Annotated in this window: 26 protein-coding genes; 22 read left to right on the forward strand and 4 right to left on the reverse strand. The window is 68.6% G+C overall.

Going from position 1 to position 25,301, the window contains the following annotated elements; all coding sequences use genetic code 11:
• Positions 1–4: 4 nt before the first annotated feature.
• The 4 genes from ABZ796_RS17715 to ABZ796_RS17730 are packed head-to-tail and all read right to left on the reverse strand — an operon-like array spanning position 5 to position 2,691.
• Positions 5–283, reverse strand: coding sequence for a YciI family protein (locus tag ABZ796_RS17715; protein WP_357338568.1), 279 nt, complete (start codon positions 281–283; stop codon positions 5–7).
• Positions 283–915, reverse strand: coding sequence for an MBL fold metallo-hydrolase (locus ABZ796_RS17720; protein WP_357338570.1), 633 nt, complete (start codon positions 913–915; stop codon positions 283–285). Before ABZ796_RS17720 ends, ABZ796_RS17715 begins: the two co-directional genes overlap by 1 nt.
• A gap of 24 nt (positions 916–939) precedes the next feature.
• Positions 940–1,431 (reverse strand): hypothetical protein, encoded by a 492-nt coding sequence (locus ABZ796_RS17725; RefSeq protein ID WP_357338571.1) that lies wholly within the window; start codon positions 1,429–1,431, stop codon positions 940–942.
• Positions 1,432–1,440: 9 nt separating this feature from the next.
• A complete protein-coding gene (locus ABZ796_RS17730; protein WP_357338572.1) occupies positions 1,441–2,691 on the reverse strand; it encodes an isochorismate synthase in 1,251 nt (416 codons plus the stop codon).
• 106 nt (positions 2,692–2,797) lie between these two features.
• On the opposite strand from ABZ796_RS17730, the gene ABZ796_RS17735 reads away from it, so the two are divergent.
• From ABZ796_RS17735 to rarD, 22 genes are all read left to right on the forward strand, one after another.
• Positions 2,798–3,379, forward strand: a complete 582-nt coding sequence (locus ABZ796_RS17735) for a hypothetical protein (protein ID WP_357338573.1) — start codon at positions 2,798–2,800, stop codon at positions 3,377–3,379.
• A gap of 38 nt (positions 3,380–3,417) precedes the next feature.
• Positions 3,418–4,107 (forward strand): demethylmenaquinone methyltransferase, encoded by a 690-nt coding sequence (locus ABZ796_RS17740; protein ID WP_357338574.1) that lies wholly within the window; start codon positions 3,418–3,420, stop codon positions 4,105–4,107.
• A gap of 19 nt (positions 4,108–4,126) precedes the next feature.
• Positions 4,127–4,798 (forward strand): ankyrin repeat domain-containing protein, encoded by a 672-nt coding sequence (locus ABZ796_RS17745; RefSeq protein ID WP_357338575.1) that lies wholly within the window; start codon positions 4,127–4,129, stop codon positions 4,796–4,798.
• A gap of 41 nt (positions 4,799–4,839) precedes the next feature.
• On the forward strand, positions 4,840–5,490 hold the full coding sequence (locus tag ABZ796_RS17750) for an HD domain-containing protein (protein ID WP_357338577.1): 651 nt from the start codon (positions 4,840–4,842) through the stop codon (positions 5,488–5,490).
• Positions 5,491–5,721: 231 nt separating this feature from the next.
• Complete coding sequence (locus tag ABZ796_RS17755; protein WP_357338579.1) at positions 5,722–6,780, forward strand: hypothetical protein; 1,059 nt, start codon at positions 5,722–5,724, stop codon at positions 6,778–6,780.
• A gap of 172 nt (positions 6,781–6,952) precedes the next feature.
• Positions 6,953–8,017: a hypothetical protein gene (locus ABZ796_RS17760; protein ID WP_357338580.1), complete on the forward strand. Its 1,065-nt coding sequence runs from the start codon at positions 6,953–6,955 to the stop codon at positions 8,015–8,017.
• A 206-nt stretch (positions 8,018–8,223) separates the two neighbouring features.
• Positions 8,224–8,580, forward strand: a complete 357-nt coding sequence (locus ABZ796_RS17765; protein WP_091043014.1) for an NADH-quinone oxidoreductase subunit A — start codon at positions 8,224–8,226, stop codon at positions 8,578–8,580.
• A 1-nt stretch (position 8,581) separates the two neighbouring features.
• The gene (locus tag ABZ796_RS17770; RefSeq protein ID WP_091043013.1) at positions 8,582–9,136 is read left to right on the forward strand and encodes an NADH-quinone oxidoreductase subunit B; all 555 of its coding nucleotides are present in this window, start codon (positions 8,582–8,584) and stop codon (positions 9,134–9,136) included.
• Positions 9,137–9,156: 20 nt separating this feature from the next.
• Entirely contained in the window at positions 9,157–9,762 is a 606-nt protein-coding gene (locus tag ABZ796_RS17775) for an NADH-quinone oxidoreductase subunit C (RefSeq protein ID WP_357338601.1), read from the forward strand.
• On the forward strand, positions 9,759–11,072 hold the full coding sequence (locus ABZ796_RS17780) for an NADH-quinone oxidoreductase subunit D (protein ID WP_357338582.1): 1,314 nt from the start codon (positions 9,759–9,761) through the stop codon (positions 11,070–11,072). The genes ABZ796_RS17775 and ABZ796_RS17780 overlap by 4 nt, the downstream gene beginning before the upstream one ends.
• Complete coding sequence (gene nuoE, locus ABZ796_RS17785; protein WP_357338584.1) at positions 11,069–11,851, forward strand: NADH-quinone oxidoreductase subunit NuoE; 783 nt, start codon at positions 11,069–11,071, stop codon at positions 11,849–11,851. Before ABZ796_RS17780 ends, nuoE begins: the two co-directional genes overlap by 4 nt.
• Positions 11,844–13,157 carry an NADH-quinone oxidoreductase subunit NuoF gene (gene nuoF / locus ABZ796_RS17790; protein ID WP_357338586.1) on the forward strand — a complete coding sequence of 438 codons (1,314 nt, stop codon included), beginning with the start codon at positions 11,844–11,846 and terminating at the stop codon, positions 13,155–13,157. Before nuoE ends, nuoF begins: the two co-directional genes overlap by 8 nt.
• On the forward strand, positions 13,154–15,427 hold the full coding sequence (locus ABZ796_RS17795; protein WP_357338587.1) for an NADH-quinone oxidoreductase subunit G: 2,274 nt from the start codon (positions 13,154–13,156) through the stop codon (positions 15,425–15,427). The genes nuoF and ABZ796_RS17795 overlap by 4 nt, the downstream gene beginning before the upstream one ends.
• Positions 15,424–16,710: an NADH-quinone oxidoreductase subunit NuoH gene (nuoH, locus tag ABZ796_RS17800; protein WP_357338589.1), complete on the forward strand. Its 1,287-nt coding sequence runs from the start codon at positions 15,424–15,426 to the stop codon at positions 16,708–16,710. The genes ABZ796_RS17795 and nuoH overlap by 4 nt, the downstream gene beginning before the upstream one ends.
• Positions 16,707–17,369, forward strand: coding sequence for an NADH-quinone oxidoreductase subunit NuoI (nuoI, locus tag ABZ796_RS17805; RefSeq protein WP_357338590.1), 663 nt, complete (start codon positions 16,707–16,709; stop codon positions 17,367–17,369). Before nuoH ends, nuoI begins: the two co-directional genes overlap by 4 nt.
• Positions 17,369–18,073, forward strand: coding sequence for an NADH-quinone oxidoreductase subunit J (locus ABZ796_RS17810; protein WP_357338591.1), 705 nt, complete (start codon positions 17,369–17,371; stop codon positions 18,071–18,073). Before nuoI ends, ABZ796_RS17810 begins: the two co-directional genes overlap by 1 nt.
• Positions 18,070–18,375: an NADH-quinone oxidoreductase subunit NuoK gene (gene nuoK / locus ABZ796_RS17815; protein WP_008356449.1), complete on the forward strand. Its 306-nt coding sequence runs from the start codon at positions 18,070–18,072 to the stop codon at positions 18,373–18,375. The genes ABZ796_RS17810 and nuoK overlap by 4 nt, the downstream gene beginning before the upstream one ends.
• Complete coding sequence (gene nuoL, locus ABZ796_RS17820) at positions 18,369–20,234, forward strand: NADH-quinone oxidoreductase subunit L (protein WP_357338593.1); 1,866 nt, start codon at positions 18,369–18,371, stop codon at positions 20,232–20,234. Before nuoK ends, nuoL begins: the two co-directional genes overlap by 7 nt.
• Before the next feature lies 1 nt (position 20,235).
• Positions 20,236–21,657, forward strand: coding sequence for an NADH-quinone oxidoreductase subunit M (locus ABZ796_RS17825; protein WP_357338595.1), 1,422 nt, complete (start codon positions 20,236–20,238; stop codon positions 21,655–21,657).
• A 4-nt stretch (positions 21,658–21,661) separates the two neighbouring features.
• Positions 21,662–23,209: an NADH-quinone oxidoreductase subunit NuoN gene (gene nuoN / locus ABZ796_RS17830; protein ID WP_357338603.1), complete on the forward strand. Its 1,548-nt coding sequence runs from the start codon at positions 21,662–21,664 to the stop codon at positions 23,207–23,209.
• Positions 23,206–24,219: a polyprenyl synthetase family protein gene (locus tag ABZ796_RS17835; protein WP_357338597.1), complete on the forward strand. Its 1,014-nt coding sequence runs from the start codon at positions 23,206–23,208 to the stop codon at positions 24,217–24,219. The genes nuoN and ABZ796_RS17835 overlap by 4 nt, the downstream gene beginning before the upstream one ends.
• A gap of 105 nt (positions 24,220–24,324) precedes the next feature.
• The gene (rarD, locus tag ABZ796_RS17840; protein ID WP_357338599.1) at positions 24,325–25,242 is read left to right on the forward strand and encodes an EamA family transporter RarD; all 918 of its coding nucleotides are present in this window, start codon (positions 24,325–24,327) and stop codon (positions 25,240–25,242) included.
• Positions 25,243–25,301 lie beyond the last annotated feature (59 nt).

Below are 25,301 nucleotides of genomic sequence, written 5' to 3' on the forward strand. Positions count from 1 at the left end.
GTCCTCACAGAGCCAGCTGGGCCTTCCAGGAGCCGAGGACCGGGGTCCACTCGAAGATGCGGCGCTCCTTGATCAGCCCGACCGCGAGGAACGGGTCGTCGTCCACGGTCGCCTCGACGGTGGCGAGCTCGCCTTCGAAGACGAGCAGGCCGGAGCCGTCGGAGGTCGGGCCGGAGAGCACCAGGTCGTCCTGGCTCGCCAGGAACCCGCGATGGGCGTCGAGATGCTCGGCGCGTACGTCGGGGAGGTCGTTGTAGGCGTACAGAACCGCGACGATGGCCATCAGAGGTCAGCCCCGTCCGCGAGACGTACGTAGCCGCGCTCGGCCGGGATCAGGGCGGCCGCCTGGGTGTCGAAGATGCCGGAGCCGGCCTCGGAGTAGACCCGGTCATGGATCGCGACCGTCCGGGAGGCGCCGACCTCACGGGCGAAGTCGATCAGCTCGCTCGAGCGCGCCCACGGGGCGGAGACGGGCAGGAAGAGTACGTCCACCGCCTGACCCGGGCCGTCGAGCGCGTCGCCCGGGTGGAAGATCGTCTGGTCGCCGGCGGTGATCAGGTAGCCCGAGTTGTCGAAGTGGGGCAGGTCGGGGTGGATGACCGCGTGCTTGTCGTTGACCGCGGTCACCGGGAGGCCGGCGTCGAACGACTCGCCCGGCTTCACGACCGTGGTCCGCTCGTGGACCGCCGGAGCCGTCTTCAGGATCTGCGCCGCGACCGCGCCGATGGTGTAGACCGGCGCGTCGTTGCCCTCCAGAAGGGCCGGGTTGTAGTGGTCGGGGTGCTCGTGGGTGATCAGCACCGCCGTGGCGCCGTCCAGCGCCTCGGGCTGGGTGAACACGCCCGGATCGACGACCACCACCGCCCCGTCGTGCTCGATCCGGACACAGGCATGGCCGAACTTCGTGATCCTCATGCCGCCGAATCTATCGCGGAGCCTCTAGACGTCGGAGCGGACCATGTTGGCGAGCCACAGGCCGAGGAAGACCGGAAGAAGTACGCCCCAGCCCATCTGCACCGCGGAGTCCTCGGGCAGCGCGACCACGCCGATCACGGCGATGGCGCTCGGCAGCGCCCCCGACACGATCGCGATCCCGATCTCGACGGCGGGGTGGTTGCTCCGGGAGTAGGCGAAGTAGAGGCCCATCACCGCGGCCGCCACGGCGAAGAGGATCGTCAGCACCGCGGCGACGACCAGCAGCTTGTAGGCACCCGGGGCGTCGTCAGGCCGGTCGCCCAACCATGCGACCGCCGACCAGAAGCCGTAGCTGTCGCCGTCCTCACCGTCGTCGTGGACGATCCGGTACGCCGGCACCGAGATCATCGCGACGATCAGGAACGGAATCGTGAGCAGCTGCGTCCGCGCCAGCCGGTCGGCGTTCTCCTCTCCTTCGCGCAGGGCTGTACGGATGAGGCCGTCCGAGTTCTCCATGAACGGAGGTTAGGACAGTGCGTCCCGGATCGGGACGAACTTGGCCTGGGTCTCGGCCAGCTCGGTCTCCGGGTCGGAGCTCGCCACGATGCCGCAGCCGGCGAAGAGGCGGGCGGTGCGGTCGTCGATCATCTCGGCCGTACGCAGCGCGATACCCCACTCGCCGTCGCCGGTGGCGTCCATCCAGCCGACGGGTCCGGCGTAGCGGGCGCGCTCCATCGACTCGATCTCGGCGATGAGCGCGACGGCGTCCTCGCGCGGGGTGCCGCCGACCGCGGCCGAGGGGTGCAGCGCGGCGGCCAGGTCCAGCGAGCTCACCCCGTCGCTGGCGACACCGGTGATGTCGGTGGCCAGGTGCATCACGTTGGGGAGCTTGAGCACGAATGGGGCCTCGGGCACGTTCATCGAGGAGCAGTGCGGCTCCAGGGCGTCGGCGACCGACCTGGCGGCGTACTCGTGCTCCTCGAGGTTCTTCGAGGACTCGGCCAGCGAGGCGGCGAGGGCCGAGTCGAGGTTCTCCTCGCCGGTCGGCCAGATCGTGCCCGCGAGCACGCGGGAGGTGACCAGGCCGCGCTCGCGGCGTACGAGCAGCTCGGGGGTCGCGCCGAAGAGATCGTCGACGTGGAACGTCCAGCAGGTCGGGTACGCAGCGGCCAACCGCCGCAGCACGGCGCGGATGTCGATCGGGGCGCTGGCCGCGGCGAGCAGGTCGCGGGCGAGGACGACCTTGTCGAGGTCTCCGTGCTGGAGCCGGCTCACGGCGTCGGTGACGATCCGCATCCAGTGCTCGCCGTCGACGTACGCATCGGCGAAGACGACGTCGCGCGGTGCTTCCGGCGCCGGGGCCGGCGTCAGCGGAGGAGGTGGCACGGCGGCCGGGCCCACGGTGGTCACCCAGGCGACGTCACCACGCTTTCCGACGACCACCGCGGGCACCTTGAGCACGGAGAAACCCGGCAGGTCCGAGAAGGCGAAGGAGCCGAAGCCGACCAGCCCGGTGCCGGGCTCGTCGACCGGATCGGAGACCGTCGAGACCGCGGCCAGCTCCTCGAACCACTTGGCCGCATGCGCGAACCGCTCCGGTCCGGACGTACGGATCTCGGCGGCGGTGCCCCAGCCGACCAGGCCCTCGCCGTGGCGGACCCAGGACAGGACGCGCCGGCGGGCGGGCAGCAGCGCGAGCAGGTCGTCGAGCGTCTCCGACCCGGCATCGAGGGCCACGGTGGTGGCTACCAGGGACCGCTGCTCAGACTCACTCACACCCCCAGGGTATCGGCGTGGTGTCGGCGAGGACGAGTCGAAGTGATGTATGTGGCATCCGCCCCAGTTGCCATCCATCACCATGTGGGTTGTAGCGTGCCCAGGCGTGAGTACCAACAAAGAGCAGTCGTTCATCGCAGAGAACGGCATCACCCTCGGCATCATCGCCTTGGCCCTCTTCGTCGTGCTGGGCGTAGGCCTGCCACGGTGGGTTGGCGACTCCGAATCTCACTCGAGTGTGAAGATCACGCTCCCGGAGACGCTGCCGGGCGGCTACAAGCCGGCGGACAAGAAGTCCTCCTACGACCTCGACGTGATCAAGAAGCAGGGTGCGTCCGAGGAGCAGCTGGACCTGTTCATCAAGCAGAACGCGGCCAGCTCCAAGACCGAGGACCGCAACGTGTCCGACGCGCTCGGCTTCTCGATGGCCTCGCGCACCTACATCACCAAAGACATGAAGAAGTCCGTGATGATCCGTGCCTTCGCCGGTGACGGCAGCGCCTACTACGGCGGTGGCGAGGTCTCCAAGGTGCGCGACAACGTCTGCTACTCCAGCGCCGACCAGTCGACCGGTCAGACCCAGGCGACCTGCTCGCACGCGTCCGACGACCTGACCGTCCAGGCGACCGCCGCCTCGAAGGAAGACGCGGCGAAGTACGCCGACGAGATCTTCGAGAAGCTCGCCTGATTTCGGTCCCGGACACCGACCCGAGACAGAATCAGCCCGTGACCCGAGCAGATCTGGACAAGCAGCCCGGCGAGGTTCGTCGGATGTTCGACGCCGTGGCCAAGCGCTACGACGTGACCAACGACGTACTCTCGCTCGGCCAGGACCGACGCTGGCGTCGCGAGGTCATCAAGGCCGTCGCCCCGAAGCCGGGTGAGCTCGTGCTCGACCTCGCCGCCGGTACCGGCACCTCGTCCCAGCCGTTCCTGGACGCGGGCGCCTCCGTCGTGCCGACGGACTTCTCGATCGGGATGCTCCAGGTCGGCAAGAAGGCCAAGCCCCACCTGCCGTTCACGGCCGGCGACGGCACCCGGCTGCCCTACCGCGATGCGACCTTCGACGCGGTCACGATCTCCTTCGGGCTGCGCAACATCGTCGACCCCGCGGCCGGCCTGCGTGAGCTGCGCCGGGTCACCCGCCCCGGTGGCCGGATCGTGGTCTGCGAGTTCTCGCACCCGACCTGGAAGCCGTTCCGGACGGTCTACGTGGAATACCTGATGAAGGCGCTGCCGCCGGTCGCTCGGGCGGTATCGTCCTCCCCGGACGCCTACGTCTACCTCGCCGAGTCCATCCGAGCATGGCCCGACCAGGCAGGCCTCGCCGACATGCTCTCCGTGGCGGGTTGGCAGGCTCCGACCTGGACGAACCTCTCGGGTGGAATCGTCGCACTTCATCACGCCACCGCTTGATCTCTGCGAAAGTTCAACTATGACCACCACGTTGCCATGGGACGGCATCTTGATGCCTCGCGAGGCCTACGGGCCCGCAGCGGTCAAGGCCAGGGACTCGCTCACCGACGCGGCCGCGCAGGGCGACTGGCGCCGCGCGCTCTCACAGGTGCGCAACGACTACACCGTCGGCGTCAACACCTGGAAGATCGGCGGCGAGTCGATGTTCACGCCGCTCCACCACGCCGCCTACCTCGGTGCGCCGCGGGAGACGGTGCAGGAGCTGCTCTCGCTGGGCGGGGTCCGGTCGCTGCCCACCGCCCACGGCGAGACGCCCTACCAGCTCGCCAGGCGACGAGGTCACGAGCACCTGCTCGACATGCTCGACCCCTACTTCCGCCCCGGCACCCCGCTCGGGGACAACCTCGAGGCCGTCAACCACCACGTGAACACGACGCTCGCCGAGCTGACCGCCGAGTTCCGTGGCGAGCACCAGCTGCGTACGTTCGACGTCCGGCTCATCTCCGAGGAGGGCGGCCCCGACGAGGCCTGGTTCACCGCCCCGGGGATGTACGGCGGCATCCGGATCGGCATGTTCTGGGGCCGTGCTCACCTGGAGTACAACTCCCGCATGGGCGACTCCTACGCCGTCGTCGGCCCGGAGGGATCGGCCTACGTGAGCCGCTCCAAGCGGGCCCTGTCGGTTCGCTGACCGAGTTTCTCCAGGCGTACGCGGCATGCGATCGTCCTCCCATGGATGACTCGCCTGCCGATCTGATCACGGACCTGAACCCGCTCCCGGACGAGATCGGCGGGAGGCTGCGGTCCCAGCTGGAGTTCATCGCGGAGGCCGACAGGCTCAAGACGATCCTGCGCGCCTCCCCGCTGGCCGCAGCCGACCGCCGCGAGAACGACGCCGAGCACTCCTGGCACCTGGCGCTGATGGTGCTGCTGCTCGCCGAGTACGCCGACGAGCCGATCGATGTCGGGCACGCGATCAAGCTCGTGATCATCCACGACATGATCGAGATCTACGCCGGCGACAGCCCGGTCTTCGACCCGGCCGCCGTCGTCGACCAGGTCGAGCGCGAGCTCGCCGCCGCCGACCGGCTCTTCACGATGCTGCCGCCGGACCAGGCCGGCGAGATCCGCGCCCTGTGGGACGAGTTCGAGGCCGCGGCGACTCCTGAAGCGCGCTTCTGCAAGGCCATGGACCGCCTCGAGCCGATGCTCCTCAACTGGCTCAACCGCGGTGGCACCTGGAGCATGCCCGGCGCCACCGAGTCCCGCGTCCGCGCCCGCGAGGCCGGCGTCGTCGCCGCGAGCACGACTCTCGGTGCCGCTACCGACGCCATCGTTCGTGCGGGTCTCGCCAAGGGCTGGATCCGCCCCGACCCCGACTGAGCCCAATCCCGCCGAGTCGGCTCATCTTGACGCAAAATCTTGCCGAGTCGGCTCGTTATAACGAGCCGACTCGGCGAGAACTGGGGTGAGGACGGGCCGACTCGGCACGTTTCTGCGCGGTGTGCGGCTTCGACGGTCTTGTCGAGCCGTCGGAATACGGGGATACTCCCTCCCGGGTATCGGTTACGCTGCGCCCGACTCTGAAGTCCGGGGTGCTGAGGAGGGCCGCTCGTGGATGTGGACGTGGTGCCGGGCTCGGTGACGTACTGGACCGTGACGCTCGAAGATCAGCGGCGGCTCAAGCGGGCTCTGATGAGGATTCGGGTCGCGAGCCCTGGTTTCTGGATTGGCGGGGTGGCCATTCCACCGATCCTTGCGGGACTCGTCCTGTGGGCCTTGACCACACCACGTGCCGATCTTCCGCTCGAGATCGGACCGAAGGCGGCCACGGCAGTGGCGGTTGCGGTCCTCGTGCCCGTGTTAGTGGGTGGGGAATGGACGGTGCGCCGCCGTCTTGAGCGCGACTTCCCGATTGGCGCCACCTTCACCTCATGGGCGACCAAGTCCGGCATGGGCGTTCGTACGCCGAACCACCTTGCTTTCTATCCATGGTCGCGGCTCACGCAGGTCGATCGGGGATCGGTGCTCGTGCGGTTCCCACAGCCAGTTGGTCGGTGGAGGCAGGCGGTGCCGCTGTCCCTCGTAGCCGGCCCGGAAGAGCATTCGGTGTCGGTGGACTTCCCGGTCCAGCTGATTGGCCCAGGCATTGCTAGGGAAATGGCGATGGGATCGCGTGGGCAGTCAGGGGAGGGCTCGCTGCCAGGAGTACCTGTCGTAATCGATCGCGCGCTTCAGCGGCGGCTTGGCCGAGAGTGGATGCGGGGGCAGATGGGCGCGATGCGGTGGCTGATCCCGGTGTTGGCAGTCCTCCAGTGTGCGATCGATCTGATCGACGGCGCCTACCGGTTTGCGATCTTCTGGATGGTGATTCTGCTGCTCAACACAGTGACCACGCTGCTCGGCGGTGCGCGGCCGGTCGCGAGGATGTATCCGGTCGGCGCGACTGTTGTCGGGTTGGTGGGTGAGTCCGTCGTGATCCAGGGCCCGTGGGGATCTGTCGCCTGGCACAGGGGATGGCTACGGCAGGTCCGGGCGACCGAGCACACCGTGACGTACGAGATCTTGCAGCGCAGACGGCGTGGAGGGCTGGCCAGCATCGACAAGTGGATCGTCGTGATCCCCCGAGCCTTCCTCGACACGCCGGCGCCGGCCGTCGGCACCGAGGTCTGAGCCACCACAACCCTGCAACATCCGCGCACATGCGGAGTTCTGGCACGACCTGGGCGCCGAGCGTACGCAACTTTTCGCTCATATGTGGGGTTCTGTCCCGGGTCTCCGGATCCCTCCCCGGGTTTCCCGTACGGTGCGGTGGCCGAGCTGCGGCGATGTCGAGGAGGCCGTGGTGGACATGGATGTGGTGCCGGGTTCGGTGACCGGATGGACCGTCACGGCTGAGGATCAGCGCCAGATGCGGCGGGCCCTCGTAGGGCTGCGGTTGCGAGATCCGGGCTACTTGTTCGCGGCGCTGGTGCTGCCGCCGATGGTGGCGGGTGCGGTCTGGTTCGCGGGGTTTCTCCCAGAGCCGGGCGCCATCGGCGACACCTTCCGGGTTGTGACGGCAGCGATCCTCGGAGGCACGATTCTCGTGCTCCAGCTGGTGGTGCCGCTGTGGACCGTGCGACGCGCGGTGCGGCGTGACTACCCGGTCGGGGCAGCGCTCACGGCGTGGGCGACGGGGAGCGGTCTGGGGATCCGCACGCCCAACCGGATGGTCTTCTACCCCTGGTGGCGACTCATCCGAGTCGACGTCGGGCCGGTGCTGGTGAGATGTCGGCAGCCGCATCGCGGGCACCTGGTGCCGTCCTATCTCCCCGCGGGACCGGACGAGATCGCAGGGTCGATCGACCTCCCGGCCCCTCTCATCGGTCCGGTGATCCGACGAGAGCTGGAGACGGCGGGTGGCAGAGGATCCATCGAGCCGCAGTTGTCGGGGGTGCGCATCGAGGTGGACCGGGCCATGCGACGACGGCTCGTCTACGCCTGGATGCGGGAACGGATCGGGCTCTCGCCCATCGTGACGTCGGCAGTCGGGGTTCTCGTCGTCCTGGCTTTCGTCACCTTGGGCTTCTACCGAGGCGCGATCTACTTCGCGGTGCTCGGCGCCTTGGGGCCGCTGTCCCGGCTGGCCGGCGCCGAGCAATGGATGCTGGGGATGTACCCGCTCGGCGCCACCATCGGCGGGTCGGCGGGAGAGTCGCTCGAGATCCAGGGACCGTGGGGAAGCGTCGCCTGGCACCAGGGGTGGCTCAAGCAGCGGCGGATGACCGCGCACACGGTGACGTACGAAGTGATGCAGACGAACGCCGACGGAAGTCCCGCCCAACTGCTCGATGTCGAGAAGCGGATCGTCGTGATCCCCCGAGCCTTCCTCGACACGCCGGCGCCGGCCGTCAGCTCCCAAGTCTGAGCCGTCACAACCCCGCCATGCGTGGTGGTGCAAGCGTTTGCCGCCGGATGCCGGTGCACATTTCAACCTCGGCGAGAAAGTGCGCGCGCCATTTCGGCAACCCACTTGCAATCCGTCACAGGAGTGGCAGGATGTGAGTTGGCCCACATTGTGATTCTATTCACAAAGTCTCAAGAAGGGGTGGGCCGCTCAGGGTAGGAGGCGAGATGGAGCTCTACGTGCCGGTGCTCGCGTTGGCGGGACTGGCGACGCTCTTCGCGGTCGGTTCGGTGGTGATGAGCTCGGTCGTGGGACCGAGTCGCGCCAACCAGGCCAAGGCGGATCCCTACGAGTGCGGGATCGAGGCCACGCCGCAAGCGCTGGGCGGTCGCTTCCCGGTGAAGTACTACATCACCGCGATGCTCTTCATCATCTTCGACATCGAGATCATCTTCCTCTACCCGTGGGCCGTCAGGTTCGACGCGATGGGATGGTTCGGCCTCGCGGAGATGGGCCTGTTCCTGCTGACGGTGTTCGTGGCGTACGCCTATGTGTGGCGCCGCGGCGGATTGGACTGGGACTGACATGGGTCTCGAAGAAAAGCTCCCGAGCGGGGTTCTGCTCACGACCGTCGAGGGCCTGGCGGGCTACTTCCGCAAGGCCAGCCTGTGGCCGGCGACGTTCGGGCTGGCCTGCTGCGCCATCGAGATGATGACGAGCGGCGGGCCGAAGTACGACCTCGCCCGGTATGGCATGGAGGTCTTTCGCGCCTCTCCGCGCCAGGCCGACCTGATGATCGTGGCGGGCCGGGTGAGCCAGAAGATGGCGCCGGTGCTGCGCCAGATCTACGACCAGATGCCCGAGCCGAAGTGGGTGCTCGCGATGGGCGTCTGCGCCAGCAGCGGCGGGATGTTCAACAACTACGCGATCGTCCAGGGCGTCGACCACATCGTGCCCGTCGACATGTATCTCCCCGGCTGCCCGCCACGTCCCGAGATGCTGATCGACGCGATCCTCAAGCTCCACGACAAGATCCAGGGCACCTCGCTGGGCGTCAACGCCGAGCACGAGGAGGTCGCCAACGAGACCGCGGCGCTGCGCCAGCTGCCGCTGATCGACCAGACGGGACTTCTGCGGTGAGCGAGAACGAGCCTGGCGGCATGTTCGGCGTGCAGGGCACCGGTGACACCAGCGGCTACGGCGGTCTGACCCGCCAGCACGCGATGCCGAGCCGCACCAGCGACGTCGGTGTGCAGCCCTACGGAGGCTGGTTCAAGGAGATCGCCGACGCGCTCGCCTTCGCCGAGGCGGAGGCGGTCATCCACCGTGGCGAGCTGACCTTCCACGTACGCCGCGAGCGGCTGCTCGAGGCTCTGCAGGTGCTCCGCGACGAGCTGCGCTTCGAGCTCTGCTCGGGGGTCTCGGGCGTGAACTATCCCGACGACGAGGGCAAGGAGCTGCACGCGGTCTACCACCTGCTCTCGATGACGTACAACCGCCGGGTGCGGGTGGAGACGAGCGCGCCCGACGAGGACCCGCACGTGCCGAGCGCGGTGGGCATCTATCCGACGCTCGACTGGCACGAGCGCGAGACCTACGACATGTTCGGGATCGTCTTCGACGGCCACCCCGGACTGACCCGGATCCTGATGCCCGATGACTGGCCTGGCCACCCGCAGCGCAAGGACTACCCGCTGGGCGGGATCCCGGTGGAATACAAGGGCGCCACGATCCCGCCGCCGGACACCCGCAGGAGCTACTCATGACGACGACAGAAGACGAGGGACGTACGTTCACCGTCACCGGCCAGGACTGGGACGAGCTGACCGACGCCCTCAAGGACGTCAAGGACGAGCGGATCGTCGTCAACATGGGCCCGCAGCACCCCTCGACCCACGGGGTGCTCCGGCTGATCCTCGAGCTCGAGGGCGAGACCGTCACCGAGGCGCGTGCCGGGATCGGCTACCTGCACACGGGCATCGAGAAGAACATGGAGTTCCGCTCCTGGACCCAGGGCACGACCTTCGTCACCCGGATGGACTATCTGTCCCCGATCTTCAACGAGACGGCGTACGTCCTCGGGGTGGAGAAGCTGCTCGGCATCGGCGCCGAGGTGCCGGAGAAGGCGGACGTCATCCGGGTCCTGCTGATGGAGCTCAACCGGATCTCCTCCCACCTGGTGGCGATCGCGACCGGTGGCATGGAGCTCGGCGCGCTGACCGTGATGACGATCGGGTTCCGCGAGCGTGAGCTGTGCTTGGACCTGTTCGAGTTCATCACCGGTCTGCGGATGAACCACGCCTACATCCGCCCCGGCGGTGTCGCCCAGGACGTGCCGGAGGGCACGGTCGCGCGGGTGAGCGAGTTCATCGAGCTGATGAAGAAGCGCCTGACCGAGTACGCCGCGCTCTGCAACGCCAACCCGATCTTCAAGGGCCGCCTGGAGCAGGTCGGCTACCTCGATCTGGAGGGCTGCCTCGCGCTTGGTCTGACCGGGCCGATCCTGCGCGCGACCGGCTATCCGTGGGACCTGCGCAAGACCCAGCCCTACTCGGGCTACCAGGACTACGACTTCGAGGTCATCACCTGGGACACCTGCGACTCCTACGGTCGGTTCCGGATCCGGCTGGCCGAGATGTGGGAGTCGCTGCGGATCATGGAGCAGGCTCTCAAGAGGCTCAAGGATCTCGACGGCGCCCCCGTGATGGTGGCCGACAAGAAGATCGCCTGGCCCTCGCAGCTCTCCGTCGGCCCCGACGGCCAGGGCAACTCCCTCGACCACATCCGCCACATCATGGGCGAGTCGATGGAAGCCCTGATCCACCACTTCAAGCTGGTGACGGAGGGCTTCCGGGTGCCTGCCGGCCAGGCGTACGCCGCGATCGAGTCGCCGCGCGGAGAGCTCGGTGCTCACGTGGTCAGCGACGGCGGCACCAAGCCCTACCGGGTCCACTTCCGGGACCCGTCGTTCACCAACCTGCAGGCCACGAGCGTGATGTCCGAGGGCGGCATGGTGGCCGACGTGATCGTGGCGATCGCGTCGATCGATCCGGTGATGGGAGGCGTCGACCGATGACGCTCGCTGCTGAGACCTACGACGAGCTGCGCGAGATCGCCGCTCGCTATCCCCAGGCCCGGTCCGGGCTGCTGCCGATGCTCCACCTGGTGCAGTCGGTGGAGGGCCGGGTCACGCCCGAGGGCATCCATGCCTGCGCCGAGGTCCTGGGCCTGACCCCGGCCGAGGTGAGCGGGGTGGCGACGTTCTACACGATGTACAAGCGCCACCCTGTCGGTCGTCATCACGTCGGCGTCTGCACCAACACGCTGTGCGCGGTGATGGGCGGCGACGAGATCTTCGCCTGCCTGCGCGAGAAGCTCGAGGTCGGCAACGACGAGACGACCGCCGACGGCAGCATCACGCTCGAGCACATCGAGTGCAACGCGGCCTGCGACTACGCGCCCGTGGTGATGGTCAACTGGGAGTTCTTCGACAACCAGACCCCCGAGTCGGCCTCGCAGCTGGTCGACGACCTGCGCGAGGGCCGCGAGGTCGTGGCTTCCCGCGGCGCGCGGATCACGAGCTGGCGCGAGGCCGAGCGGGTCCTCGCCGGCTTCGAGGACGGCCTCGTCGACCAGGGGCCCGCCGCCGGATCGGCGTCACTTGCAGGGCTTGAGATCGCCACCGCCACGCTGGTCGAGCCCGCGAGCGAAGCGAGCGGTGTCGAGACCAACACAGTCCCATCGAGCGCCGACAGCGACCGTGGTGGTCATCTCGACAAGCTCGATACACCGCTCGACACGCCTCCGCCTAGCGGCTCCGGCGGCTCGACCAGCGAGGGGGAGTCCAATGAGTGACGTACTTGTTCCGGTGCTGACCGCCAACTGGGGCGACGAGCGGGCCTGGACGCTGCCCGCCTACGCCGATCAGGGCGGCTACGACGCGCTCGACGTCGCGCTCGGGATGGCCCCCGAGGACGTACAGACGATGGTGAAGGACTCCGGGCTCCGCGGTCGCGGAGGCGCCGGGTTCCCGACCGGGGTGAAGTGGGGCTTCCTGCCGCCACCCGACCCCGAGAACCCCAAGCCGCGCTATCTGGTGGTCAACGCCGACGAGTCCGAGCCGGGCACCTGCAAGGACATCCCGCTGATGATGGCGAGCCCGCACACGCTCGTCGAGGGCGTGATCATCTCCTCCTACGCCATCCGCGCGGAGCGGGCCTTCATCTACGTACGCGGCGAGGTGCTGCACGTGATCCGGCGGCTTCGAGCTGCGGTGCGCGAGGCCTACGAGGCCGGCCATCTCGGCACGAACATCCACGGCTCCGGCTACGACCTCGAGCTGGTCGTGCATGCCGGTGCCGGGGCCTACATCTGTGGTGAGGAGACCGCGCTGCTCGACTCGCTCGAGGGACGCCGCGGCCAGCCTCGCCTGCGGCCGCCGTTCCCGGCCGTCGCCGGTCTCTACGCGAGCCCGACGGTGATCAACAACGCCGAGTCGATCGCCTCGGTGCCGGCGATCGTGAAGAACGGCGCCGACTGGTTCGCCGGTATGGGCACCGAGAAGTCGGCCGGCGTCGGCATCTTCTCGCTCTCCGGTCACGTCAAGAAGCCGGGGCAGTACGAGGCACCGCTCGGCATCACGCTGCGCAAGCTGATCGAGCTGGCCGGCGGGATCCGGGAGGGTCACGAGCTGAAGTTCTGGACCCCGGGTGGCTCCTCGACCCCGTTGTTCACCCAGGAGCACCTGGACGTGACGCTCGACTTCGAGGGGGTGGCCGCGGCCGGCTCGATGCTCGGCACCCGCGCGCTGCAGATCTTCGACGACTCCGTGTGCGTGGTGCGTGCGGTGCTGCGGTGGACGGAGTTCTACAAGCACGAGTCGTGCGGGAAGTGCACCCCGTGCCGCGAGGGAACCTGGTGGCTGGTGCAGGTGCTGGAGCGGCTGGAGAAGGGTGACGGCAAGCCGGAGGATCTCGACCTGCTGCTCGACCAGTGCGACAACATCCTCGGCCGTTCGTTCTGTGCGCTGGGCGATGGTGCGACGAGCCCGATCACGAGCTCGATCCAGTACTTCCGGGACGAATACCTCGCCCATCTCGAGCAGGGTGGCTGTCCCTTCGACGCCAAGAAGTCGACCGCATGGGCGGAGGCCAAGCAGTGACTGATGTGACGCTCAAGATCGACGGCGCCGATGTGACCGTGCCCGAGGGCACGCTGGTGATCCGGGCGGCCGAGGAGGCCGGGATCGAGATCCCGCGCTTCTGTGACCACCCGCTGCTCGCGCCCGTCGGAGCCTGCCGGCAGTGTCTGGTCGACATCCCCGACGCGGGCAACGGCCGCGGGTTCCCGAAGCCGCAGGCCTCCTGCACCATCCCCGTCGCTGAGGGCATGGTGGTGGAGACGCAGAACTCCACGGCCGTGAAGGCGCAGCAGGGGATCATGGAGTTTCTCCTGGTCAACCACCCGTTGGACTGCCCGGTGTGCGACAAGGGCGGCGAGTGCCCGCTGCAGAACCAGGCGATGTCCCACGGCCAGGGCGAGACCCGGTTCGAGGGGACGAAGCGTACGTTCCCGAAGCCGATCAACCTCTCGCCCAACGTGCTGCTCGACCGGGAGCGCTGCATCGTCTGTCAGCGCTGCACCCGCTTCGCCGCCGAGATCCCGGGCGACCCGGGGATCGCGCTGATCCAGCGTGGCGCCCAGCAGCAGATCGGCATCGCCGAGGACAAACCGTTCTCGTCCTACTTCTCCGGCAACGTGATCCAGATCTGCCCGGTCGGAGCGCTGACCTCGGACGACTACCGGTTCCGGGCTCGGCCCTTCGATCTGGTCTCGACCCCGAGCGTCGCCGAGCACGACGCCTGCGGCGCCGCGATCCGGATCGACCACCGCCGTGGCAAGGTCATGCGCCGCCTCGCCGGCAACGATCCCGAGGTCAACGAGGAGTGGATCTCCGACAAGGACCGCTTCGGCTTCCGATACGCGGTCCGCGACCGGCTCACGACGCCCATGGTCCGTGAGGACGGCGAGCTCCGGCCGGCGTCGTGGCTGGAGGCCGTGGCCGTCGCCGCCGCCGGGCTGGCCGGTGCCGGCTCGGTGGGCGTGCTGCCCGGTGGCCGCCTGACGCTGGAGGACGCCAAGGCGTACGCCACGTTCGCGCGCGACACGCTCCGCACGCCGCACATCGACTTCCGTGCCCGTCCGCTGTCGGAGGAGGAGATCGGGTTCCTGCGCTCGCGAGTGGCAGGGACGAGCGTCACCTACGCCGATCTCGACGCCGCCGACCATGTCGTCCTGGCCGGCCTCGAGCCCGAGGACGAGGCCGGGACGCTCTTCCTCCGGCTGCGCAAGGCCAACCGGAACGGCCTGCGGATCACCACCCTCAGCCCGTACGCCTCGGAAGGCTCTCGCAAGCTCGGAGCCGAGGTCGTCCGGACCGCTCCCGGTGCCGAGAAGGACGTGTTGTCGCAGGTCAGCGGGGTCACCGAGGCTTCGGTGATCCTGGTCGGCGAGCGGCTGGCGACCAGCCCCGGCGGCTACTCCGCCGCAGCCGAGCTCGCCGACCGCACCGGTGCGAAGCTCGCCTGGGTGCCGCGTCGCGCCGGCGACCGGGGTGCGGTCGAGGCCGACCTGCTCCCCGGTGAAGGCGGTCTCGACGCCGAAGCCATCGTCCGGGCCGGCCTCGACGCCCTGGTGGTCGCCGGCGTCGACCCCGACGACACCGCCGACCCGGCCGCCTTCCTGGCCGCCCTCGACCAGGCCGGCTTCGTGGTCAGCCTGGAGCAGCGGATCACCGCCGTGACCGAGCGCGCCGACGTCGTACTCCCGGTCGCCACCGCCGCGGAGAAGGCCGGCACCTTCGTCACCTGGGAAGGCCGCCGCCGTCCGTTCGTGAAGGTCTTCGACAAGCCCGCGGCCTACTCCGACGCCGAGGTCCTCGGGCACATCACGACCTCGCTGGTTGGGGCCACTCCGTTCAGACCCGCGAGCGCAGCGAGCGGTGTCGAAACCAACACGGCTTCATCGAGCGCGGCAGGGGACCGTGTTGGTCATCTCGACAAGCTCGATACAACGCTCGACACAACGCTCGACACGCCTCCGCCTAGCGGCTCCGGCGGCTCGACCGACGGGGGCACCTACCGCCTGGCGACCTGGCACCTGATGCTCGACAACGGGACGCTGCAGAGGGGCGACAAGGCGCTGGCAGCGACCGCCCGCCCGGCGTTCGTACGCCTCCCCGCCGCGCTGCACGCGGAGCTCGGTGACGTCGTGACGGTCACCGGCGACCGGGGGAGCTGGACGCTCCCGGCGCTGCCGGCCGAGCTGGCCGACAACACGATCTGGGTGCCGACGAACAGCTTCGGTCGCGGGGTCTGGGCAGATCTGGCCTCGCCGGGTTCGACGGTCACGGTCGAAGGAGCACAGCAGTGAACGGGCTGGAGCAGTTCGGTCAGGACCCCTGGTGGATCATCGCGATCAAGGTCCTGCTGGTCTTCGTCGTCTGCGTCGTGCTGACGCTGTTCAACATCTGGTGGGAGCGCAAGGTCGTGGCCCGGATGCAGCATCGCATCGGGCCGAACCGGCACGGACCGTTCGGTCTGCTCCAGTCGCTCGCCGACGGCGTGAAGCTGGCGCTCAAGGAGGACCTGACCCCGGAGAAGGCCGACAAGATCGTCTTCATCACCGCGCCGGTCCTGGCCTGCGTGCCTGCGTTCGTGACGTTCTCGGTGATCCCGTTCGGCCCGGAGGTCAACTTCTTCGGCGTACAGACGCCGCTGCAGCTGACCGACATGCCGGTCGCGGTGCTGTTCGTGATGGCGATCGCCAGCATCGGCATCTACGGGATCGTGCTGGGTGGCTGGGCCTCGGGCTCGACCTACTCCCTCCTCGGAGGGCTCAGAAGCAGCGCCCAGATGATCTCCTACGAAGTGAGCATGGGCCTGGCGCTGGTCACCGTCTTCCTGATGGCCGGCAGCCTCTCCACGAGCCAGATCGTCGCGGCCCAGCAGGACTGGTGGTTCGGCGCCCTGCTGCTGCCGTCCTTCGTCATCTACTGCGTCTCGATGGTCGGCGAGACCAACCGCGCGCCGTTCGACCTCCCCGAGGCCGAGGGCGAGCTGGTCGGTGGTTTCCACACCGAATACTCCAGCCTGAAGTTCGCGCTCTTCTTCCTGGCCGAATACATCAACATGGCCACCGTCAGCGCGCTCGCCACCACGCTGTTCCTCGGCGGCTGGCGGGCTCCGCTCGGCCTCGGCACCGTCTGGGCCGGCGCCAACGAGGGCTACTGGCCGGTGCTGTGGTTCTTCCTGAAGATGTTCTTCTTCATCTGGGTCTTCATCTGGCTGCGCGGCACCCTGCCGCGGCTGCGCTACGACCAGTTCATGTCGCTCGGCTGGAAGGTCCTGCTCCCGGCGAGCCTCGCCTGGATCGTCGTCGTCGCGGTGATCAAGATGGCCGCGATCGAGGGCGGCTTCAGCCCCAACTGGTTCCTCTTCGGCTTCGGGCTGGCGGCCACGGCCGTCGTCGTGCTCGGCTTCCTCAACCGGCTCCCGGAGAAGGAGGCCCAGGTCACCACGCCGACCGGTGGCTTCCCGACCCCGGCATTGCCGCAGGGCGGGGCCGTACGAGGTGCCGCTCAGCCGCTGGTCTTCGGCCCGCCGCCGACGACCAACGGCGTCCGCATTCTTCCCTCTCGTGAGGAGGCCAAGTGAGCAACGACGACCGCACGTTCAAGGAGCGCTTCTGGGACCCGGTGAGCGGGTTCGCGGTGACGTTCGGGACGCAGTTCAAGAAGCCGGTCACCGAGCAGTACCCACAGCAGAAGGAGCCGACCGAGGAGCGCTTCCACGGACGGCACCAGCTCAACCGGCATGCCGACGGGCTGGAGAAGTGCGTCGGGTGCGAGCTGTGCGCGTGGGCGTGCCCGGCCGACGCCATCTACGTCGAGGGCGCGGAGAACACCGAGGAGGAGCGCTACTCGCCGGGGGAGCGCTACGGCCGCGTCTACCAGATCAACTACCTGCGCTGCATCCTGTGCGGGCTCTGCATCGAGGCGTGCCCGACGCGGGCGCTGACGATGACCAACGAGTACGAGCTCGCCGACACCTCGCGCGAGAGCCTGATCTACGAGAAGCAGGACCTGCTCGCGCCGCTCGAGGACGGGATGGAGGCGCCGCCGCACCCGATGTTCCTCGGCAACGACGACACCTCCTACTACGCGCCGGAGCCGTCCGCTGGTCGAGCCGCGAGGCCGCCTGCGGCCGAGCGTGTCGAGACCAACACGGTCGGATCGAGCACGGCAGGGGACCGTGTTGGTTTCGACACGCCTTCGCCTAGCGGCTCCGGCGGCTCAACCAACGGGGGCCACTGATGAGTTTCGTGATCCTCGCCTCGGTCACGGTGATCGCGGCGCTGGGCCTCCTGTTCGCGCGCAAGCCCGTGCACGCGGCGCTGTCCCTGGCCGTGGTCATGGTCGGGCTCGCGATGATCTACGCGACGCTGGAGGCGCCGTTCCTGTTCGCGGTGCAGATCGTGGTCTACACCGGCGCGATCCTGATGCTGTTCCTGTTCGTGATCATGCTGGTCGGTGTCGACACCTCCGACACGCTCAAGGAGACGATCGCCGGGCAGAAGGTGCTCGCCGTCGTCCTCGGGATCGGGCTGGGCGCCATCCTGATCGCCGGCGTCGGCCAGGCGAGCATCGCCACCATGCGCGGGCTGTCCAGCGCCAACGAGGGCGGCAACGTACAGCGCCTCGCGGACCTCCTCTTCTCCCGCTACGTGATCGCCTTCGAGGCGACCAGCGCGCTGCTGATCACCGCCGCGATCGGCGCGATGGTGCTGGCCCACCGGGAGCGGATCGACCCGAAGCAGAGCCAGACCGACCTGGCCCAGAAGCGGGTCGCCGACTACGCGAAGAACGGCAAGCACCTCGGTCCGCTGCCCCCACCGGGCACCTTCGCGCGACACAACAGCAACGACACCCCGGCGCTGCTGCCGGACGGGTCGCAGAGCACGAAGTCGGTCCCCGCGATTCTCGCCGGCGGCCGGACGGACGAAGGAGAGGACGCATGACGGACAACACCACGGCGTACGTCATCCTGTCCGCCATCCTCTTCACGATCGGCACGATAGGCGTGCTGACCAGGCGAAACGCGATCGTCGTCTTCATGTGCGTCGAGCTGATGCTCAACGCGGCCAACCTGGCCCTGGTGGCGTTCAGCCGGATGCACGGCAACCTCGACGGGCAGGTGACCGCGTTCTTCGTGATGGTCGTCGCTGCCGCTGAGGTGGTCGTCGGGCTGGCGATCATCATGACCATCTTCCGCACCAGAAACACGGCTTCGGTCGACGAGCCAAGGATGCTCAAGTGGTGAACCCTGTCGAGGCCAGCGGCGTCTTCTCGCTGATCTGGCTGGTCATCGCGCTGCCCCTGGCCGGCGCGGCTCTGATCCTGATCGGGCGCCCGCTTGCGCCGGCGCTCTTCGACCGGATCGGGCACTGGCTCGCGGTCGGGCTCGCGGGTGCCTCCTTCGTGCTCTCTCTGGTCCTCTTCATCGCCGCCCTCGGCCGCGACGAGGAGAGCAGGCAGGTCGTCCAGCACCTCTACACCTGGTTCGACACCGGTGACCTCAGTGTCGGGTTCGACCTGCTCTACGACCAGCTCTCCAGCCTGTTCCTGCTGCTCATCACCGGAGTCGGCACGCTGATCCACGTCTACTCGGTCGGCTACATGGCCGACGACGAGCGGCGCACCCGGTTCTTCGGCTACCTCAACCTGTTCCTCGCCGCGATGCTGATGCTGGTGCTGGCGGAGAACTACGTCGGCCTCTTCCTCGGCTGGGAGGGCGTCGGCCTGGCGTCCTACCTGCTGATCGGCTTCTGGCAGCACAAGCCGTCCGCGGCCGCCGCCGCCAAGAAGGCCTTCGTGATGAACCGCGTCGGCGACATGGGCCTGAGCCTGGCGATCGCGCTCTGCTTCGTCACCTTCGGGTCGACGTCGTTCTCGGCGATCGACATCGGCGACACCACCACGACCACCCTGAACTGGCTCGGCATCCTGCTGCTCATCGGCGCCTGCGGAAAGTCGGCCCAGGTGCCGCTGCAGGGCTGGCTGCTGGACGCGATGGAGGGCCCGACCCCGGTCTCGGCGCTGATCCACGCGGCGACGATGGTGACCGCGGGCGTCTATCTCATCGTCCGGAGCAGTGTCATCTTCGACGCCGCCGAGGCCGCCTCGACCGCCGTCGTGGTCGTCGCCCTGGTGACGATCATCTGGGGCGCCGCGATCTCCTGCGTGAAGGACGACATCAAGAAGGTCCTGGCCGGCTCGACGATGAGCCAGATCGGCTACATGATGCTGGCCGCGGGGCTGGGCGGGCCGGGCTACGCGTTCGCGATCTTCCACCTGCTGACCCACGGCTTCTTCAAGGCCAACATGTTCCTCGGTGCCGGCTCCCTGATGCACGGCATGAACGACGACGTGAACCTCAAGCACTACGGTGCGCTGAGCCGCGCGCTCCCGGTCACGTTCCTCACCTTCTCGATGGGCTACCTGGCCATCATCGGCTTCCCCGGGTTCGCCGGCTTCTGGTCCAAGGACAAGATCCTCGAGGTCGCCTTCGCCGACAGCTGGCTGGTCGGCATCATCGCCCTCCTGGCCGCCGGTGTGACCGCGTTCTACATGACCCGCCTGATGATGCTCGCCTTCTTCGGCCGCAAGCGCTGGCCCGAGGGCGTACATCCGCACGAGTCGCCGCGGATCATGACCGGACCGCTCGTCGTCCTCGCCGCGCTGTCGGTCCTCGGCGGTGTCTTCGCGCTCGGCGGCTGGATCGAGCACTGGCTCGAGCCGGTGGTCGCGATCGGTCACGCCGAGCACCACGGTCCGCTCCCGGTGTGGGCGACCTCCGTCCTCGCGGTGCTCGTCGTCGCGATCGGGGTCGCGGCGGCCGGGTTCGTCTTCGGGCGCCGCCCGATCACGACCGAGCCGACTCCCTACCTGCACGTCCCGCACGTCGAGGACGTCGTGGTGCCGCCCGGGATGGCGATCACCCGCGGTGCCCTCGCGACCGACAAGTACGCCGTCGACGGCCTGATGAGCGGTGGCCCGATCGCCCTGGCGGCGATCGCCGGTGAGCTCCGCAAGGCGCAGACCGGCTACGTACGTTCCTATGCCCTCTCCGTCCTCGGTGGCACGGTCCTCGTCGCCCTGGCCCTGATCGTGGTGAGCTGACTTGCTGACAATCCTCGTCCTCGTCCCGTTCGCGGGCGCGCTGATCACCGCGGTGATGCCGGCCCGGCCGAAGCTGTGGGCCTTCGGCTTCGCGATCGCCACCCTGATCGCCGGCATCGTCACGATGTTCACGGCCCCCGACACCGATCTCGTCTGGATGGAGCCGCTCGGCGTCCACTGGGCGCTCGAGATGGACGGCTTCGGCAAGCTGATGGTGATGCTCACCGTCGTCCTGGTGCCGCTGGTGATGGTCGCTGCGGTCAAGGACCACGACAAGCGGTGGTACGCCTGGGCGCTGGCCCTGGAGGCCTTCGCCCTGCTCACCTTCCTCGCCGCCGACCTGTTCGTCTTCTACATCGCCTTCGAGGCGACGCTGATCCCGGCGTACTTCATGATCGGCCAGCACGGTGGTCCCAACCGGGCCCGAGCCGCGCTCAAGTTCCTGATGTTCCAGCTCGGCGGCGGACTGGTGCTGCTCGGTGCGCTGATCGGCTTCTTCGTGGTCTCCTCGGAGGCCGGGTCGCCCTCGTACCTGATCAGCGACCTCGCCCAGCTCGACATCGGCACCACGGCGCAGCGCTGGATCTTCGTGGCGATGTTCATCGCGTTCGCGGTCAAGGCGCCGCTGTTCCCGGTGCACACCTGGTTGGCCGACACCACCGAGCAGGCGACCACGCCGACCTCGGTGCTCCTGGTGTGCGTCCTCGACAAGATCGGCACCTTCGGCATGATCCGGCTCTGCCTGGGCCTGGTGCCGGAGGCGTCCGCCTGGGCGACGCCCGTCGTCGTGGTGCTGGCGCTGATCTCGATCGTCTACGGCGCGGTGCTGGCGATCGGCCAGGACGACCTGCTTCGCCTGATCGGTCTGACCTCCCTCTCGCACTTCGGTCTGATCACCCTCGGCATCTTCGCGGCGACCCGCGAAGGCCTGGTGGGGGCGATGCTCTACATGGTCAACCACGGGGTCGCGACCGCGGCGATGTTCCTGATCGCCGGCTTCCTGATCGCCCGCAAGGGCACCGCCTCGATCTCGTCGATGCGGGGGATGGAGAAGGCGACCCCGGTGCTCGCCGGCACGTTCCTCATCGCCGGTCTGGCGACCGCGGGACTGCCTGGCCTGAGCCAGTTCGTCTCCGAGATCCTGGTCCTGATCAGCGCCTTCGACTACCACTGGCTGGTCGGCGTCATCGCGGTCAGCGCGATCGTGCTCGCGGCCATCTACGTGCTGTGGGCCTACCAGCGCATCTTCACCGGACCCGCTCAGCTCTCCAGGCCGGTCTCCGACCTCGACCGGCGGGAGGTCGGCGTCGTCGCACCTCTGCTCGTCGCCCTTCTCTTCTTCGGCTTCGTCCCCGGACCGCTGATCTCGGCGGCGTCGCCGGTCGTGGAGCCTCTCGTCAATGTGATCCAGGCAGGTGAGTGACGCGATGTTCGAGTCCCCCGGAATTTCGTACGCCACCCTCTGGCCGGTCCTGCTGGTGCTGGCCGTGGCGTGCGCCGGTGTCGTGGTGGAGGCCTTCGCGCCGCGTGCCGCCCGGTTCAACACCCAGGTGTCGCTGGCGCTGGCGGGCCTGGTCGCCGCGCTCGCCGGGACCGTCGCCGTCGGCGCCGGGTCGAGCCTCGGCATCTCGACCGGTGAGGGTGCCCTCGTCGTCGACGGCCCGGGAGTCTTCTCCCAGGGGCTCGTGCTGCTGGTCTCGCTCGGCGGTGTCGCGCTCTTCGCCGAGCGCCGCCTCGACAACGGCGTGAGCGCCTTCGCAGGTCAGGCCGCGGCCCTCCCGGGCACGCCGGCCGAGCGGGCCGCCTCCCAGCGGGGACTGGAGCACACCGAGGTCTACCCGCTGATGATGTTCGCGGTCGGCGGGATGATGCTCTTCTGCATCTCCGGCGACCTGCTGATGCTCTTCGTGGCCCTCGAGGTGCTGTCCCTGCCCCTGTATCTGCTGACCGGGCTGGCGCGCCGCCGCCGCCTGCTCTCCCAGGAAGCCGCGCTGAAGTACTTCCTGCTCGGCGCGTTCTCCTCCGGCATCTTCCTCTACGGTCTCGCGCTGGTCTACGGCTTCGCCGGGTCGATGTCGCTGGCCGACATCGGTGACGTGGCAGCCGAGGGCGGCTCCAGCCCGCTGCTGCTGCTGCTCGGCATCGGCCTGATGGCCGTCGGGCTGCTCTTCAAGACCGGCGCGGTGCCGTTCCACTCCTGGACCCCCGACGTCTACCAGGGTGCTCCGACGCCGGTCACGGCGTGGATGAGCGCGGCCACCAAGATCGCTGCGTTCGCCGCGATGCTCCGGCTCTTCTACGTCGCCTTCGGCGCCGAGGGCGACATCTGGCGCCCGGCGATCGGCGTCATCGCGGTGCTGACGATGCTGCTCGGCGCCTCCTTCGCGGTGGTCCAGACCGATGTGAAGCGGATGCTCGGCTACTCCGCCGTCGCCCACACCGGTTTCCTGCTGACCGGCCTCCTCGGCGTGCAGACCGACGCCTTCGGCTCGACCCAGGCGGTGCTCTTCTACCTGACCGCCTACGGCTTCGCGACCCTCGGCGCCTTCGCGATCGTCTCCCTGGTGCGAGGGCCCAACGGCGAGGTCGGCTCGCTGGACCGCTGGGCGGGCTTGGGACGTACCAACCCGTGGGTCGCGGCGACGTTCGCCGTCTTCCTGCTCTCGATGGCGGGGCTGCCGCTGACCGCCGGGTTCATCGGCAAGTGGGGCGTCTTCGCGGCCGCGCTGGGCGCCGGTCAGTGGCCCGTCGTCGTGGTGGCGATCGGCTCGAGCATCATCGCGGTCTTCTTCTACGTACGCGTGATGATGCTGATGTTCTTCACCGACCCGCGGGAGGACGCGGCCGCGGTCGTGACCCCGTCGTACGCCACCATCGTCGTGATCGCACTGAGCGCTGTCGCGACCGTCTTGTTGGGTGTAATTCCGGGCCCTGTGCTCAGCCTGTTGGTGGATGCGGGAGGATTCATCGGGTGAGCACCAGCGCACCCACCGACCGAGCCCCTGAACTCGCCCTCCCGATCACCGATCCCGAGCTCGAGCAGCGGCTGCGCGCTCGGATGGCGATCGTGGAGGAGAGGCTGGCGGGCTACGCCCGCAGCAGCTCCCCGTTCGTCACGGAAGCGGCTTCTCATCTGCTGGAGGCCGGCGGCAAGCGGTTCCGGCCGTTGCTGGTGCTGCTGGCCGCCGAATGCGGCCCGGAGACACTCGCCGACGAGGTCATCACCGCCGCCTGCGTCGTCGAGCTCACCCACCAGGCCTCGCTCTACCACGACGACGTCATGGACGAGGCGCTCCTGCGCCGCGGCGAGGACACCGCCAACGCCCGCTTCGACAACCACGTCGCCATCCTGACCGGCGACTTCCTCTTCGCCCGCTCCTCGTCGCTGACCGCCGAGCTCGGTCCCGATGCCGTACGCATCCAGGCGGCCACCTTCGCCAAGCTCGTCGAGGGCCAGATCCTCGAGGGCGTCGCGCCGGCCGAGGGGGTCGACCCCGTCGACCACCACCTCGAGGTGCTGGCCGGGAAGACCGGTGTCCTGATCGCCACCTCGGCGCTCTACGGTGCGCTCTTCGCCGGCGCCGACAAGGAGATCCAGGACGCCCTGGTCGCCTACGGCGACATCGTCGGCGTCGCCTTCCAGCTCTCCGACGACATCCTCGACATCGCCTCGGACGAGTCCGGCAAGACGCCGGGCACCGACCTCCGCGAAGGTGTCCCGACGCTCCCGGTGCTGTTCGTCCGCCGCTCGAACGAGCCCGGTGACGCCCGGCTCCTGGAGCTGCTCGACAGCGACCTCACCGATGACGCGGCTCTGGCCGAGTGCGTCGGCCTCCTGCGCGCCCACCCGGCGCTGGCCGAGGCTCGCGCCTACGTCCAGGCCCGCGCCGAGGAGGCCAAGGCCGCCCTCGCGCCGCTCCCCGAGGGCCCGGTCCGCAAGGCCCTCGAGGCCTTCGCCGACATCGTCGCCGTCCGTTCCGTCTGACCCGATCCCCGCCGAGGCGTCAGCCCGTCAGCCCTGTCGGCCTCGACAGGTCTCGATCTTCGACCTTGGGTAAAAAGTCGTTACCTGGAGCGGTAACGTAAGGCTGTGAGTGAGCAGCGGCGTGGAGTGATGTTCGGCGCCGCGGCGTACGTCATGTGGGGCGCCTTCCCGCTCTACTTCCCGCTCCTGGAGCCCGCTGCGGCCTGGGAGATCTTGGGACACCGGATCCTGTGGTCGCTGGTCGTGGCCGGCGCGCTGGTGCTGATCGTGGGGCGCCGCGAGCAGGTGGCCGCGATCCTGCGCGACCGGCGCAAGCTCGGACTGCTGACTGCGGCGGCCGCGGTGATCTCGATCAACTGGGTGACGTACATCTGGGGCGTCAACAACGGGCGGATCGTGGAGACGAGCCTGGGTTACTTCACCAACCCGCTGGTCACCATGCTGATGGGCGTGATCATCCTGCGCGAGCGGATGCGGAAGCTGCAGTGGGTGGCGCTCGGGATCGCGTTCGTGTCCGTCGTCGTGCTCACCATCGACTACGGCCGGCTGCCGTGGGTCGCGCTGATCCTGGCCTTCTCGTTCGGCACCTACGGGCTGCTCAAGAAGAGCGCGGGGGTCGGGCCGTTCGAGTCGCTCGCCGTCGAGACCGCCGTGACGGCACCGTTCGCGCTGGCCCTCATCATCGCCCTCCAGGCCACCGGAAACGGCACACTCGTCGGGCACGGTGCCCTCCACGTACTCCTGCTGATCAGCCTCGGCGTCATCACGGTGGTGCCACTGGCCTGCTTCGGTGCTGCCGCGATCCGGGTGCCGATGGTGACGATCGGGCTGCTGCAGTACCTCGCGCCCATCCTGCAGTTCGCCGTCGGCGTCTTCATCGCCCACGAGGCGATGCCTCCCGGCCGCTGGGCCGGCTTCGCGATCGTCTGGATCGCCCTGGTCATCTTCAGCGCCGAGGCCGTTCACCACCGCCGCAAGGTGCTGCGGACGCTCGTGACCCCGCCGAGCTCGACGACCGTCTAGCCCCACAGGCCGAGACGTCACTCAGGTCGGTCGAGATGGCACCCAGGTGCCATCTCGAC

Origin of the sequence: Nocardioides sp. NPDC047086 (assembly GCF_040643685.1) — a bacterium.
GTDB lineage: Bacteria > Actinomycetota > Actinomycetes > Propionibacteriales > Nocardioidaceae > Nocardioides.

Coding starts and splice junctions, on each gene's coding strand:
- nuoN (WP_357338603.1), top strand. CDS start 21,662: ATGTTCGAGTCCCCCGGAATTTCGTACGCCACCCTCTGGCCGGTCCTG.
- ABZ796_RS17775 (WP_357338601.1), top strand. CDS start 9,157: ATGTTCGGCGTGCAGGGCACCGGTGACACCAGCGGCTACGGCGGTCTG.
- ABZ796_RS17750 (WP_357338577.1), top strand. CDS start 4,840: ATGGATGACTCGCCTGCCGATCTGATCACGGACCTGAACCCGCTCCCG.
- nuoF (WP_357338586.1), top strand. CDS start 11,844: ATGAGTGACGTACTTGTTCCGGTGCTGACCGCCAACTGGGGCGACGAG.
- ABZ796_RS17725 (WP_357338571.1), bottom strand. CDS start 1,431: ATGGAGAACTCGGACGGCCTCATCCGTACAGCCCTGCGCGAAGGAGAG.
- ABZ796_RS17770 (WP_091043013.1), top strand. CDS start 8,582: ATGGGTCTCGAAGAAAAGCTCCCGAGCGGGGTTCTGCTCACGACCGTC.
- ABZ796_RS17745 (WP_357338575.1), top strand. CDS start 4,127: ATGACCACCACGTTGCCATGGGACGGCATCTTGATGCCTCGCGAGGCC.
- nuoK (WP_008356449.1), top strand. CDS start 18,070: ATGACGGACAACACCACGGCGTACGTCATCCTGTCCGCCATCCTCTTC.
- ABZ796_RS17780 (WP_357338582.1), top strand. CDS start 9,759: ATGACGACGACAGAAGACGAGGGACGTACGTTCACCGTCACCGGCCAG.
- ABZ796_RS17810 (WP_357338591.1), top strand. CDS start 17,369: ATGAGTTTCGTGATCCTCGCCTCGGTCACGGTGATCGCGGCGCTGGGC.
- ABZ796_RS17720 (WP_357338570.1), bottom strand. CDS start 915: ATGAGGATCACGAAGTTCGGCCATGCCTGTGTCCGGATCGAGCACGAC.
- ABZ796_RS17765 (WP_091043014.1), top strand. CDS start 8,224: ATGGAGCTCTACGTGCCGGTGCTCGCGTTGGCGGGACTGGCGACGCTC.
- ABZ796_RS17715 (WP_357338568.1), bottom strand. CDS start 283: ATGGCCATCGTCGCGGTTCTGTACGCCTACAACGACCTCCCCGACGTA.
- nuoE (WP_357338584.1), top strand. CDS start 11,069: ATGACGCTCGCTGCTGAGACCTACGACGAGCTGCGCGAGATCGCCGCT.